Below are 13,984 nucleotides of genomic sequence, written 5' to 3'. Positions count from 1 at the left end.
ACATATATTAGTGCATCTAGATTTTTGGGTTCTAAAAAATTTTTTATTTCGTTTTTATATAAATTACATTCATTTTCATAGTTTTCTTTTTCAGATAATATTTCATGCATTTTTTTTAGCTTAGGTGTTTTTATTTCTTCAGGTTTAATACTGCACACTTCATGGTAAGTATCAATTAGGTACTTTATATTATTCATAAGGCTAATTATTTTTTGCATTGTTGGTATTGGTCTTAAATTACATAAGGTACCAACAACCCACTGGGATTTGTTTTTTTCAATATCGGAATGTGATTTTTTTAATATATCTATCTTTATTTCCCAGTTTTTGTTTTTTTGTGCGCTGTGAATAAATTGTAGTACTACATTAGGAAAAATTTTATAAAATAGATCTGCTTTTTCTCGCGTTTGAATAAGATTAGATCTTAGCTTTGAAAGCTCTTCATTCCAAATTAAAACTTGATCACGATATTCTTGTATTTTATCTAGCGTTTTTTTCCTTTCAATTTCTTTTTTGACACGCTTTCTTTCAAGGATAAAATTTTTATCCGCCTTAAAATAATTTCGTGCACAATGACCACCAATTAAAGCTTCTTTACCATCTGTAGTGATACCGAGCCATCCACTTTTATGATTTTGATGACAAATTCCTTTATGCCCCTTAACCTGACAAGCCACATCTTCATCAAATTTATACTGGCCAATTAACTCTTTGAAGTTTTCCGGACTAATTTCTTGTTCATTTGAAAATGCAGGGCGGTTTTCAATTTCAATAAAACTTGAAAAAAACTCCGATTTTTCTGACATTTAAGCTCCTGATATAGTGATTCTGGTTTAACATTAACCGTTTGTTAAATATACAGTTTAAAGTCCAGGTAGGCAAGAGGGGTTGTACGCTAAAATCCTAGAACATTCCGTTGAATGGGTATTGTTTGGCGTATGTACTATTACTATTGTGAGAAAGTCTGTTCCTGAATACAAAGGATTTTAAGAATGGCAACCATTTTACTAGTTATTTAGTGGGGCGCTAAAGAAACATAGCAGCGGAGAAAAGACCAAGCACGGAGATGGGTGAGGTCACTATATTAAATAGGTGTATTATCAAAATATTGATAGCGACCGAGGCCATCACAATTTCTTTTGGCCTTATTTTCTGTCCCGGAAAATGAATTACGCATTGACCTTATGATTTCCGTTCATTAGCGTGGTCAGACTTATCGATGATCCGGTCGCTTGTGAGGATCGCCTTCGGGCAGCGACACCATACTCCCGTAGCCTGCAAGGGAGTACACACTGTGTGGTACATCTGCCCACCTTTGGAAGCAGATATCATCGTTGCTGATGATGAAGGTTATTTTATCCACCCTGGCATAACGCCAGCCACCCAACGGGGAATACGTTTCCCGTCGGGCAATGTGTTCTCCGTTATTTTCAGGGAGTCCACAATGCAACAAAACGAAACCGGGACACCGGTGCATGCTGTACCGGCGTCTGAATTGTCCCCTTTTGAGGATGTTTTTCCGCAAACCAGCCCACTGGAACGGATGCTGCTGGAACACTCGATCATTAAAGCAGCGGTCACGCTGTGTGAGGACTACCGGTGTGATACATGGCAGTGCCGGAAAGTGTCGGACAATATTGCCTATGCTGTGCCGACACGCGCTGACACGTATAGGGTCAAAATTGAGACTACGGACTTTAACGGCGAAGTATCAGCGGAGACGTTCGGGCTGATGGTCACCCTGAGCGTACTGGGCTATCTGACGGTACTGATGAAGCAGGATGAAGTCGCTGAACGGTTTTGTGATTTGCGGGCATACGCGCTGCAACATCCCCAGGCCCCGTGTATTCGGGCGGCGCTAGGTTTAGCGGGGGCATGACGATAATTTAATCCATTCTGGCATGACGCCAGTCACCCGGACGGGGAACATGCTTCCCGTCGGGCAGGGTGTTCTCCGTCTTTTTTTATTGACAGGAGAACATGATGCAAAAAAGTGAACTTATCCTGCTGGACAGTCCTGCACTGTCTGCGGCATTTCCCGGTAAAAAACCGCTGGAGCGGTTGTTTCTGGGGTTTCTGATTGCCAATACCGCCTCACAGTTATGTGGTGCATATCAGTATGAATACTGGGACAGGCGGGATGCCTCTGAACAGCTGACTTATCTGGTGCCGACATCCGCCGCCACGTATTCTGTTTATTTGCCGGACAGTGCGTTAACCATTACGCTTTCTGCCGATGCGTTCGGGCTGGCGGTGACGTCAATCGTGCTTGCCCGTATCGCTGCGCTGGATGAGCCGAATGCGGATGCCTGCCGGTTTCGCGAATTGCGGGAATATGTGGATCAGCATCCGGAAAACGCGCTGATATGGTCAGTCATGACATTGGGACCTCACGAGGATTTTATCAGCCCGTCATTAACCGAAAATCAAAATAATCACTCTCACTGACGTTATAAGCCCATGATGCTGTTAACCCTTTTCTTAAGCGCCTGACCAGGGAGCCGAAAACACCTTCCCGGTATCTTATCGGGCGGGTGTTTTCTTTATTTGACCTCAAATCAAGGAAATACCGATGAACCCGATTTTTTTACCGGCACCGGATGACACCGGCCCGGAATTATGTGAAGACCTTTTTACCGTGCAGGTCACCGGCCTGATGCAGCACCCGCAAATACCACAGTCGCTGCGGGAAGATACCCTGACCGTGTGTGAAGCGGCCTCGGTAACCGAAGCGGTGCAGCGTCTGAAGGTTATCCATTTGCTGGGCGACTGGCCGATACCGGAGACTTCATCTGACCAGTTTAAGAGCATTTTTTTCCCGCTGACCGTCATGATTTATGACGCCCGGGATGAAAAAGTGCTCGGCGGGCGGTTTTATGACGAGATTGTCTGGGCGCAGCCGGTGACACGGGCCTCAGAACGCCTGTCACTGGAAAAGCAACAGCAGCAGTTGTGCCAGTCAGCCGTGTTTGAGAAGGGCTGGCAGAATACACAGGCTGCCCGGGCATTGTGGCATGAGGCGCATTTATTGTCGCTGCATGTGGTTGCGCCCCGTTATCAACAGTGCCGTGAAGTGCAGGATATTCTCCGGCACGGCACGACAGTCAGTATTTAACCCATGAGGTATGACGATAGCACCTTTACGTTTAACCGTCTGGCAGGTGATTGCCGGCTCGCTGCTGAAGCGGCATTTTGGCCTGAACCTGGCTGATACGGCCCTGTGTGAAGCGGACACGGTAGCTGAACTGATGGCTCATGGCGTCCAGCCATTTGAAGCCATCAACGAGTTAGTGGATAAATACGATTTAACCCGGCTGAATGGGCAGGATATGAGCAGTACACCGTATCTGGGTATTCATGATGAGCTGAGGGTGCTTTTCGACTGCGGTATTACCGAGGCACTGCTCAGTCAGGCCACCGGGTCATAGCCCGGGTAACCTATTTTTTTTATCACCCATCGGGGGAATGGTGCCCTGATGGCGCGGTTCCTCCGGTTTATTCTTATTAATCCAATGAGGAACCTGACCATGGCAGAATGGTATACCAATCAACTGGACATTACCGGCAAGTCGGTGTGTATTGACGTGATGCAACAATGGGTCTGCGGTGAAGAAATTCCCCGTTACCGCCAGGCGGTGCTGCAAAGCCTGCGGCTGTTTCTGGCCGGCTGTGCGGGGATACTGAAACCCACTAAACCGCAAACCTATACACCGTATCCGGCGTTAGTGCGCGGTACAGCGGCACCGACGGCGCAGAATCTGGCTTTTGACCAGTGGCTGACATTGTTGCAGGATAATGTGCCGTTAAACAGCGATAACATTAAACGGATAGATAATCTGTACCGCCAGTCCAGTCTGAGCCTGGTGCGCTGGGAAAACATCCCGGCGCCGGCGCGTGACATTATCGCCCGTCTCCTGACCCGCCAGTATACCGACTGGTTTGGGATGGTGAGCTGGTCTGAGACACCCGATATCGGCGCGTGCTGGGATAAGCTGAATACTTACCCGGCGTCGGCGCAGCCCTGCGATATGTTGATGATAATGCCAACCCGGCTGGCGACTGAGATTAACGGTAACAGTGGCTTGCTGAAAGGGATTGCAACTGCGGCGCAGTTTTACGACGCGCAATACGGTATGGAATGGCCGTTGGGTCACCATGTCCGCTGGGAGCGTCGCAATGTCAGCTGCTTAACTGTGCGCTTTGATTCTCCCTGGGCTCCGCCTTCAGCCGAACTGATGGGGGAACTGTCATTGGTGTTTGACTGTGAAATTCGCCACGGGTACAGCGAACCGTCAGGCCAGCTTAATGGCTACGATTGCTATGACCAGGGCGAGCATGTGGACAGCGGTAACGGGCAGTCAGGACGGGAGAGCCGGCCGGCGCTTTATCTGGTCAACGAGGAAAAGCGGGCGGTGAACCTGTCCGTGCCGGCCATCGCGGTCGGGCAATAACGCGTTGTTTAACCCGTCATTAATTGATTGTTTTATCTTCACTTCAACCGAAAGGGGAAACATTTTCCCTTTTCGGAACGTGTTTTCCCTTTATTTTTTGCAAGGAAAACCCGTCATGTCATCACAACCGAATCACCAGAAAGAATTTATTGCGCTGTTTAACCAGACGGCGCGTGACCACCGTCGTTATCAGGTCTTTCAGGATTTTTGTAATTGTGCGATGGCCGCCGTTCACAATAAATACTGTTACAGCGAGGAGCTGGAGCAGTACTACCTGAAAACCATCAAGAAGTACGAACGGGAAGATGTTGACCGGATTGTGCAGCTGTTTTCCCATGTAGTGCTGGGGTTAGCGCAGGAACCCTGCGATTTTCTGGGCAGTGTGTTTATGCAGCTGGGATTGGGGGATAAAGACCTCAATCAGTTTTTTACCCCCTGGAGCGTGGCCAGCATGATGGCAGAGATGCAGTTGCAGGATGTCTCTGCACGCTTGCAGGAGAAACCTTTTGTGACATTGTATGAGCCGGCTTGTGGGGCGGGCTGTATGACACTGGCCGCCGCCGAAGTATTAAGAGAGCAGGGGCATGATCCGTTATGCAGTTTGTGGGTGTCAGCGATTGATATCGACCCGCTGGCCGCGGTAATGGCTTACGTCCAGCTTTCCCTGGCCGGCATTCCGGCCGCGGTCACCATTGGCAATGCGCTGGATGATGGCGGCAGCAAACGGACACGTTATACGCCTGCGCATTATCTGGGTAACTGGTCACAGCGTTTGCAGGCATATGAACAAGCGGCCTGAACCTTTTTTCACATTGGCTATGCTTCCTACACATTGCGCCTTTCGGGGCGCTTTTTATTTTTAAATCCTATTAATAGATTGATTTATGATGAAAATTAAGTGGATTCAGTAAACCGTTCAATGGGTGAAGCGAGTCAGGTTAATTTTCATTTTCGCAAAAAGAGTTTTTCCTTGTTTCAGCGTGGGATTGACCGACACTGGGCTAAATTTGAACCGAAGGAGAAAAACCATGTTTCAGCGTTTTAAATCCCATTTTGCCCGCCAGTCTGCCACACCACAAAAATCACCCGGACAACAACCGGAAACTATGCGTGACCGCCGGGGCTATTTCCGGCCGCAATCGACGGATGAATTACTGGCTACCCCGCTGCGCCGTCAGTGTCTTCAGCAATTATGGCAAAACAGTGCCTTGCCCGAAGGGCTGTATCAGCGTTTTTATCTCGCGCCGGTGAAGCAATTGTTGGGCAGTGTGCAACAGGTGCCCGCCACACCAGAAGGCGGTTGGTCAGGGGCAGGGGGATTTGCCGACCTGACACTGCAATTTACCGCCTGTGCCGTGCGACTGGCGAAGGGACATCTGTTACCGCCGGGGGCGGCACCGGAAACACAGGCCGCACAGGGTCTGTTATGGCAGGCCATCGTGTTCTGGGCGGCATTGTTTTACCACCTGCCGTTGTTGCGGCAGCTCGAAGGGGAACTGGAAGACGGGCATGTCTGGCAACCGGGCATTGGTATCCCCGACAAACCGTTTCGTTTCCGTTTTCGCACACCTGAAAATGCCCTGACGGTGCCACAGGAAGCCTTGCTGGCCGCCAGTTTGTTACCGGAAAAAGCCATCACGTGGCTGGTTTCCGTGCCGGAAGCCTGGCATTGCCTGATGTTGCACCTCAATGGTCGTCCTTCCTCTGTCCCCCTGATTGATGCGTTGCTTCAAGAGGCCGCCGGGCAGGTGCATTCCCCGTTGGTGAAACAGGCGGTTTTGCCAGCGGCAGCAGAAACAGCCCAGACTTCCGAAGCTGACGCAAAGCCGGAAACCCCATCGGCTGCTCCCGCAACTGAAATGAAAAATCCCTCTCCATCGACGGCCGACGATACCCGGACGTTATTGTCATTATTTCAATCCAATGATGAAGTTTCATTGCTTATTAATGCAAATGAGAATGATAACGATTTGAAAATAGGCAAACGCACAGGCAGGCTGTCAGAAAATGTTGCTCCTGCCGGGAATGAGTCGTCATGATATTAACAATGAAACAATTTTAGTTCGTAATTAATTTTCACGGAATGATTAACGGCTTTCTATATTGAAAAGCCGCCGGGTTGGGTTGTTGATAACAGGAAAAAAATGATGCACGGAACAGAAGAAATAATGGGCTGGGAAGAATTATTAGATGAGTACTTTTTTTCACATATCCTGAGACCGGATACCGAGTGGAGTTACCGTAAAGTGGCGAAGGGATTTACCCGGTTTATGGGGGAAGCGGCCTCACCGGCGCAGGTGATTCACCGGGATGTGTTGCGGTGGCGGCGCTATCTTCTGGTGGAGAAAAAACAGTCGAGCCACACCTGGAATAATAAGGTGGCTCACCTGCGGGCGATCTTTAATTTCGGTATGGAGCAAAAACTGCTGCCCCACACCGAAAACCCGTTTAACAATGCGGTGGTTAAAAAAGAGAAGAAAAAGAAGAAGATTTTGAGTCAATCGCAGATAACCCGGATTAATCTGTTGATGGGAAAGTTTGCTGAAGAAGAAAGAACCGGGGTGATGCCACGGGGAGGGCGTTGTGCCCTGTATCCGACCTGGTATTGGTCAACAGTGCTGGCGACATTGCGCTTTACGGGGATGCGCCAGAACCAGTTACTGCACCTGCGGCTGCGGGATATTAATCTGGAAAGCAATTATATTGAACTGGGGCTGGAAGGCAGTAAAAACCACAGTGAATGGGAAGTGCCGATTATCCCGCCGCTCAAACCCTGGTTGGCAAAATTAGTGGAAAGGGCGATGGCTGCCGGCGCTAAAGCTGACGATCCGATTTTCGATCTCAGCCGGTTAAGTGTGCCGCACCCCAGCCGGCTTTCCCGTTACCAATATGATATCAACCGGGAAAAACAGCAGCTCCGTTCTTTCTTTCGCCGGCTGTCCAGAGAGTGTGATTTTGCGGTCTCGCCCCACCGTTTTCGTCATACGGTGGCGACGACATTGATGAAATCGCCGGATCGGAATCTGCCGTTGGTGAAAAGACTGCTGGGGCATTGTAATGTTGCAACCACGATGGAGTACATTGACCTCGATATGGAAGTAACGGGCAAAACACTGGAGAGGGAACTGGGGTTGTATACCGATCGTTCTGACGAAAGTGCCGGTGAGAAAGAATAAAATGGGTTAAAAAGAACAGGGCGGGTTTCAATCAGGGTTTAGGAGGATGGAATTGATTGAACTGCCCTGCCTCAACAATGGAGGGTATGAAAAGATCATTGATACCGAACTGGCATCGGCATCCCGCGAAGTTTACACCTCACTTGACATCAGAATCAATTACTGAAATCATTACCTTAAACGAGAAAAGGGTAACTGTTAAAACAGCTACCCTGTCATCTTGTCATAAATGTTCTTCTCAACTAAACAGTACAAATTGAACTGATTGAGATTTAACATTTAATTAACGATTGATTCTTTTTCGCGCTTTTGTCAGGAAATTTAACAACCTACGACAAACCCGCATGGAAACTTGGTGCCGGAGGCGGAATCGAAAGACAGTGTAACTTGTTGAATAGTCAAAGTCTATAACCTTACCTTCCGTTTATGCCCCTTTTAATGCCCCCAGATTTTTTTGCTTGCTTTTTCTTTTATATCTGACTGATTTTTCTTATTTATATTACTAACTGTGTGCTTTTTAATCACATTAAAGCAAAAAAGCCGTGAGGGTGAAAAATGGTCAAATTTGACTGCCATTTCATGCTCAGGGCTTAAGATAAAAAATATTCATTTTTACAACATCGATCACAAATTACAGCGGGTTATTCCTGGGGTTTACTGCGAATTTTACGCTCAATCAGTTGACCCTGTTTATCAAAATAGCGGCTGGGCCAGATTTCTGAGGGATGGACACCAAGATAGTTCGCAATGATCCATTCGCCTTTAGGCCACTGTCTGCTGAGTGCATTTGCTAGGGTTGATGAACTGAGTCCCGATTCACGGGAAAGCGCCGCTAAGGTTGTACCACGTTTACGCAATGCTGCGATGATATCGGCCTGATGCCAGTCGTTTCTAATGTTGTTATTCATTCCTGCTACCCCTTTCCATTCATTAATATTGATGGTGGCGATTCAGACGGGGTTTGCAATACCGGGAGCTATCGTCCGGCGAGGCCGAAGCCTCCCCCGCCTGAAACGCCATAGAAAAGGCGAACGCAGGCGCACTGGCAGAAACATCCTACCAGTGGATAGCTCGACAGGGTTGCAAATCCCTGACCATTGGTATTTGCCAATGGCAGGAATACTTTAACTGATTGTTTTATTGGACTCAATAACTAAACAACTAAGTTTAACGGCTATAAACCCGTTCAACATAGCGCCCACGACCGTCACCATGCCCCAAATCCATTGAAACCAGTGCCCTTGCTTCCTGACGACTAAAACCATTCTGTTGGTAAAAACTCAGTGCATCCTGCGCCCACGCATAGCGCAAGCTATGGGGAGAATGGCAGCCTGTTAAACCAATTTTTGTGGTATGCGTTCGCCAGTAGTTCATGGCCTGCTTGAGATCCGGTTTATCAATCAACTTGCCGCCTCGTTGCTCTGCAATAGTCATTGCCTGTTCGACAGCCGCTTTTACCGCTGCGACATCCAGTACGCGCGTTTGTCTTGGCCGGCCGCCTTTTGTACCGAAAACAACATGCAGTTTTGGCTCTGGTTGTTCTAACTGTTTGCGCCAGCTTTTCAATGAAGCACTGCATTGTACCGCTTCCTGAGAACGTAACCCCAGCAAACGGGCGAGTTTTAGTGTGATGGCAAATCCGGCATCACGTTCAAGTGCCTTTTGATAAACGGTCTGAAACGTAGCATCAGGGATCGCCTGTTTCGTTCCGGCACGGCTGGTTCCACTTAGTCCTAATGCCTGATTGCTCAGGCGCGGAGAAGTTTCCAGTTTCTCCCGGCCTGCCATGCGGAAGATATTACGCAGTGCGGACATTTCATTTTGCACCGTTCGTTTAGCAATACCCTGAGATAAACGGGCATCAACGTAATGTTCCACATGCCTGGCTTTCAAGTGACTGAGGCTTTTCACCTGGATATTCAGACTCAATAACAACGCGCCCAAGCGTCCTGCAATCCGAATGCGATCATGGCAAGTTTTATGGCTGCCGCCCCCTTGCCGGGCAAAAAACTTTAATTCTTTAATCAATCGACTCATTGGCTTCCCCTTACTGATACCTGACAACATGCGAACTCTGGCGCGCGACAGTGCGGCAAAACAGGCAATGACTGCTTTACCCTTGACGGATATCTGTGCGCCAGAGTGAACGCAAGTTGAGGTATTGCGGGGTATCGGTTGAGTACGCGGTACTGCCGCCTGCATTTGCAGGTCATCCCCACCGGCAAAAAGCCAGCCTCGATATCGTCAAGTTCTCCTTTTTCAATCTAAAAATGCAGTGTCAGATTCACTGCGGGGTGAAGCAGGCGTGAGCCTGTCAGGGTTCGGTTGTTCTTTGGCTGCGGCGTCACTTTCAGCGGTAAACCTGCCAAAAGTGACGCCTTAGGTTCCGCGAACGGCCAGTCAAGGTAATGAAAGCGTTGAAATGCCAGCAGGCACAACAAAACGCCGCAAGGTTAAGTGTCAAACGGTAGCAATGAGTTAATTGTTTAAGTGTAGAAAGTAGTCTGCTGAATATTTCAGACAGGGATAGTCAGAAGCATTAACGGGATGCGTGAAAGACATCCGGTTGTTTATTGAAGATAAATAAAAATGTGATCTGGTACTGATACGAAAAGTCAGTGCATGAACCAACGTCCAACACACTTCGGAGACAATATAAAAACACCTTTTGAGTGTATTTTTAGTTTAAGAAACCTTCATCACCAGACAAGGGGTTTATGTCTGACAATATCTGCTTCCAAAGGTGGGCAGATGTACCGCAATGTTTGCTCTCCCTTTCAGGCTACGGGAGTTTTGCTTCGCCACCCGAAGGCGATCTTTGCAGGCGATGAGATCATTAGGTTACATGAAAGATGTTAACGGTTTAACCGGGTAAGGTCAAAGGGGTATTTAGCCTGTTTTTTTAAAAATTTTGTTATGTGAGACAAAAATCAAAATTTATTAATTTAATTAACGTTAATCCCCCTATAATAGCCTATTCAATCCTGATTTCTTTGTTATTCATAAAGGTTTTCAATTAAATGCCGATAGATTATTCATCACAATATTTGTGCAAGAAAAGTGAAATAAAAAGAAAAATAGGGAGACAATAATGCTAAAAATCGGATTACGTTTTGTTTGCCGGATAGGAAATTTACCCGAAAATACTTTTGCCGTGGCAGATTTTACCCTGCATGAAGGGTTATCTGACCTTTTTACCCTGAACCTGACGCTGGTTCAGTCCCAGCCCGACAATCCCTTTCGACCGAAGCCGGAAATCGATTTGACCGCGCTGCTGATGCAGGAAGCAGTGTTACAGGTTTTTTATGGCGAAACGGCGCAACGCAAAATCACTGGGATTGTCTCTCACGCTAATTGGGCGGGCACCGATGGTAACAAGACGCTTTATACGGTGACAGTTCGCCCTGCCTGCTGGTGTTTAACGCTCAATCAGGACAGCCGAATTTACCATCAGCAGAATGTGCCGGCCATCCTGAACAGCCTGCTGAAAAAACACCACGTCAAAGCCGGTTCAAAACTCTACGATGCGCATCAGGAGCGGGAATATGTGACCCAGAAGCGCGAATCCGATTATGATTTTTTCAGCCGGTTAGCCGCGGAAGAGGGTATCAGTTTCTGGTTTGAGGATGAAACGCTGTTTTTCAGTGACAGCCATCTGGGCATGACCGCGGGCTTGCCGCTGCAATACCAGCCCCAGCCGGAAACCGCTTACGGAACTGACACTATCTATCAGGTGCAACTGGGCGTGGGAATGAGTCCGCAACGCAGTTTCCACAAAGATTTCAATCCGGAAAAACCGCGCTATCACCTCTCCCATATGCACAGCAGCGAAGGCTTCCGCGACTTCGGCAGCCAGACCTCTTACACCGTGTTTGAGAGTTACGGGCGATTCCAGAAAGATGCGGCCGCCAAACCGTTTCTGAAATACCGGCAGGAAGCGCTGGATAACCAGAAACAGACCGGCAGCGGCAACAGTAACTGCATCAAACTGATGCCGGGCAAAATCTTCGAGATAAAAAATCACCCGCATAAACCGTTCAACGCCCGCTGGCAAATCGTCACCATCAGCCATCACGGACATTGCCCACAAGCGCTGGGTGATAACAGCGGACAGGGGACGACACTCAGCAATACCTTCCGTTTTATCGATGGCCTTGCCGACTACCGGCCACCGTTCCACTATAAACCGTTAGCCGATGGGGATGAAACTGCCATCGTGGTCGGGCCGGAGGGCGAAGAAATCTTCGTCAATAAAGACGGTGCGATTAAAGTCCATTTTCACTGGAACCGTTACGACCAGCCGGATGACAGTGCGTCGTGCTGGGTGCGGGTAGCGCAGGGCTGGAACGGCAACGGCTTTGGTTTTATGGCGATACCGCGCATCGGGCAGGAGGTGATTATTTCCTATCTGAACGGCGATATTGACCGCCCCATCGTCACCGGCTGTGTTTACAACGGCCTGAACCGCCCACCGCTGGATTTGCCGGCAGAAAAAACCCGCACCACCTTTAAGACCAAAACCCACAAGGGTAAAGGGTTTAACGAACTGCGTTTTGAGGATGCGAAAGGCAGTGAGGAAGTGTTTATTCATGCGCAAAAGGACATGAAAAGCCAGGTACTCAATGACGAAACCAGCAATATTGGTCATAACCGCACACACCACATTAAAAATGATGCGCATTTACGCGTGGATAATGAATACCGTGTCCAGGCAAACAATGACATTTCGCTGTCAACCGGGCAAAAGCTCCATATCAAGGCGGACGATGCCTTGCTGACACAAAGTGGCAATGAAATTCATCTGAGTTCTGGCGCTAAAGTTGTGATTGATGCGGGTTCTGAACTGACCATTCAGGCCGCAGGGCATTTCTTGAAAATTGATGCAGGCGGGATCACCAGCAGCGCTGTGGTTAACTTTGGCAGTGGTGCGCCGGGCAATGGCTCCGGCTGGGGCGGCAAGTTGCCGGATATGCTGGATAAGCTAAAACAAATCAACGCAGCACAGGCTACGGAGGCAATCTTAACATCGCCACCGGAGAAAATTTGTCTCAGTTGCTTAATGAAAGCCGCGTTAAGCGGTTCTGCAATGGTCATCAGGGGGCAATCATGATCTCGATATCACAGGAAACATGGCAGGAATACCAAAAAACACATCCCGATATGAACAGGTATGCACTGATTGATGGGTTACAGTATGAACGCCTCTTTGACGCGGAGTTGACTTACATTGCGGGACTGAATAACCCGCTGTTTAGGCGATACCCGGATGCAGAAATCGCCTTTGCCGGGCCGTGGTTGTTTGACATAACCCATAACATCGTATTCGTGGAGAAATTTTTAAAACTGGAAAAAACTTTTCCTGCCGTTTCATGGTCATACACCACACTCTCATTGGATGCGCTGACCCGTCATTTCGAACCCTATTTGAATGTTCAACTGGAAAGCGGTGAAACGGCGCTGTTACGTTTTTATGATCCCCGCATTCTGCATCAAATTCGGGATATTTTCAGTCAGGAACAATTAACCGAATTCACACAACCTATTGATGAATGGAATTACTGGCTGGATGGTCAGTTTTATTCGGTAAAAGGAGCACAATGATGATAAAACTCAGCCAGGAACAGGTGGGTAAATTTATTGATGCCGAAGATGAGGTTTATATCACCAAAGTTCGGAAACAGGTTCAGTCGGAACATGCTGAATTAATCGGGGATGAAAGTGAGCACAGCCTGCATAAACGGCTCAAAGCTGCGTATTTGGATTTGATTTCAATGGAGTTTAAAGAGGAAAAATTGATCCGCTCTTACCTCCATTTCGCTGCATTTAACCGCAATTTTCATGATTCGCCTGAAATTAAAAATATGCTGAAAGCGGGTGATAACCCAGAACAACAATATCGTGACTATCTGCTAGCGCTGGATAATTTAATGAAAAGGAAACATTAATATGCCATTACCTTTAGTTCTTGCTGGCCCTGCTATTCTGGCAGCGGCTGAATATACCTTAACTGCACTTGCTGGGATAGCGATTGGTGTTGGTGTGGGAGTAGGTATCAATGAAGCTACAAAAGATAAAGAAAAAACAGACGAAAAAGACAAGGCGGAAGCTCAGACTGATGCTATTAGTACGACAAGAGAAAAGTGCGATAAGTGTCCAGCCATAGGCCAAGTTGCGATGGTTTGGGAAACTACGAAATCATATTCTGAAATTACTATTGCTTATCAGACAAAAATTGCCGGTACGATGTATACCAATCGTCATTGAAGATGCTTGATTTTTTATCCTAATCCGATCATGCTTGCGACCATGAAAATTCATCTGACACCAGAACAAAAACGCGCCCTTGAATTGATGCAT

The 13,984-nt window shown here is 47.8% G+C and carries 16 protein-coding genes; 13 read left to right on the top strand and 3 right to left on the bottom strand.

Annotated features, from left to right (window positions below):
• A partial coding sequence (locus IQ211_RS15190; RefSeq protein WP_193836409.1) for a hypothetical protein occupies positions 1 to 806 on the bottom strand: 806 nt, incomplete at its 3' end.
• Between the two features lie 488 nt (positions 807 to 1,294).
• Between IQ211_RS15190 and IQ211_RS20010 the strand changes: the two genes are divergently transcribed.
• The 8 genes from IQ211_RS20010 (at position 1,295) to IQ211_RS15150 (ending at position 7,627) form a co-directional block, all read left to right on the top strand.
• Positions 1,295 to 1,879, top strand: a complete 585-nt coding sequence (locus IQ211_RS20010; RefSeq protein ID WP_282885612.1) for an antirestriction protein — start codon at positions 1,295 to 1,297, stop codon at positions 1,877 to 1,879.
• A gap of 101 nt (positions 1,880 to 1,980) precedes the next feature.
• Positions 1,981 to 2,448, top strand: coding sequence for an antirestriction protein (locus IQ211_RS15180; RefSeq protein WP_223281792.1), 468 nt, complete (start codon positions 1,981 to 1,983; stop codon positions 2,446 to 2,448).
• A 124-nt stretch (positions 2,449 to 2,572) separates the two neighbouring features.
• On the top strand, positions 2,573 to 3,115 hold the full coding sequence (locus IQ211_RS15175) for a hypothetical protein (protein WP_189760597.1): 543 nt from the start codon (positions 2,573 to 2,575) through the stop codon (positions 3,113 to 3,115).
• A gap of 10 nt (positions 3,116 to 3,125) precedes the next feature.
• The gene (locus IQ211_RS15170; RefSeq protein WP_189760596.1) at positions 3,126 to 3,428 is read left to right on the top strand and encodes a TA system toxin CbtA family protein; all 303 of its coding nucleotides are present in this window, start codon (positions 3,126 to 3,128) and stop codon (positions 3,426 to 3,428) included.
• A 99-nt stretch (positions 3,429 to 3,527) separates the two neighbouring features.
• The gene (locus IQ211_RS15165) at positions 3,528 to 4,451 is read left to right on the top strand and encodes a DUF1281 domain-containing protein (RefSeq protein ID WP_189760595.1); all 924 of its coding nucleotides are present in this window, start codon (positions 3,528 to 3,530) and stop codon (positions 4,449 to 4,451) included.
• Positions 4,452 to 4,566: 115 nt separating this feature from the next.
• Entirely contained in the window at positions 4,567 to 5,250 is a 684-nt protein-coding gene (locus IQ211_RS15160) for an N-6 DNA methylase (protein ID WP_189760594.1), read from the top strand.
• 229 nt (positions 5,251 to 5,479) lie between these two features.
• A complete protein-coding gene (locus IQ211_RS15155; RefSeq protein WP_189760593.1) occupies positions 5,480 to 6,490 on the top strand; it encodes a TraI domain-containing protein in 1,011 nt (336 codons plus the stop codon).
• 108 nt (positions 6,491 to 6,598) lie between these two features.
• Complete coding sequence (locus IQ211_RS15150) at positions 6,599 to 7,627, top strand: tyrosine-type recombinase/integrase (RefSeq protein ID WP_189760603.1); 1,029 nt, start codon at positions 6,599 to 6,601, stop codon at positions 7,625 to 7,627.
• A 641-nt stretch (positions 7,628 to 8,268) separates the two neighbouring features.
• On the opposite strand, the gene IQ211_RS15145 is transcribed toward IQ211_RS15150, so the two are convergent.
• On the bottom strand, positions 8,269 to 8,535 hold the full coding sequence (locus IQ211_RS15145; RefSeq protein ID WP_189760592.1) for a helix-turn-helix domain-containing protein: 267 nt from the start codon (positions 8,533 to 8,535) through the stop codon (positions 8,269 to 8,271).
• Here IQ211_RS15145 and IQ211_RS15140 point away from each other — a divergent pair.
• Positions 8,522 to 8,755 carry a hypothetical protein gene (locus IQ211_RS15140; RefSeq protein ID WP_189760591.1) on the top strand — a complete coding sequence of 78 codons (234 nt, stop codon included), beginning with the start codon at positions 8,522 to 8,524 and terminating at the stop codon, positions 8,753 to 8,755. The two genes, IQ211_RS15145 and IQ211_RS15140, sit on opposite strands and share 14 nt — an antisense overlap.
• 39 nt (positions 8,756 to 8,794) lie before the next feature.
• Here the strand turns inward: IQ211_RS15140 and IQ211_RS15135 are convergent, their stop codons facing one another.
• A complete protein-coding gene (locus tag IQ211_RS15135; protein WP_189760602.1) occupies positions 8,795 to 9,664 on the bottom strand; it encodes an integrase domain-containing protein in 870 nt (289 codons plus the stop codon).
• 1,054 nt (positions 9,665 to 10,718) lie between these two features.
• Between IQ211_RS15135 and tssI the strand changes: the two genes are divergently transcribed.
• From tssI to IQ211_RS15115, 4 genes are read left to right on the top strand one after another with little or no spacing between them, the layout of a single operon-like run.
• On the top strand, positions 10,719 to 12,737 hold the full coding sequence (gene tssI, locus IQ211_RS15130; RefSeq protein ID WP_189760589.1) for a type VI secretion system tip protein TssI/VgrG: 2,019 nt from the start codon (positions 10,719 to 10,721) through the stop codon (positions 12,735 to 12,737).
• Entirely contained in the window at positions 12,734 to 13,228 is a 495-nt protein-coding gene (locus IQ211_RS15125; RefSeq protein ID WP_189760588.1) for a DUF4123 domain-containing protein, read from the top strand. Before tssI ends, IQ211_RS15125 begins: the two co-directional genes overlap by 4 nt.
• The gene (locus IQ211_RS15120) at positions 13,225 to 13,572 is read left to right on the top strand and encodes a hypothetical protein (RefSeq protein WP_228011602.1); all 348 of its coding nucleotides are present in this window, start codon (positions 13,225 to 13,227) and stop codon (positions 13,570 to 13,572) included. Before IQ211_RS15125 ends, IQ211_RS15120 begins: the two co-directional genes overlap by 4 nt.
• A 1-nt stretch (position 13,573) precedes the next feature.
• Positions 13,574 to 13,891 carry a hypothetical protein gene (locus IQ211_RS15115; RefSeq protein ID WP_189760587.1) on the top strand — a complete coding sequence of 106 codons (318 nt, stop codon included), beginning with the start codon at positions 13,574 to 13,576 and terminating at the stop codon, positions 13,889 to 13,891.
• The last annotated feature ends 93 nt before the right edge of the window (positions 13,892 to 13,984 follow it).

Origin of the sequence: Xenorhabdus griffiniae, from assembly GCF_015163655.1 — a bacterium.
Lineage (GTDB): Bacteria > Pseudomonadota > Gammaproteobacteria > Enterobacterales > Enterobacteriaceae > Xenorhabdus > Xenorhabdus griffiniae.
This window is presented reverse-complemented; position numbering and strand designations above follow the sequence as displayed.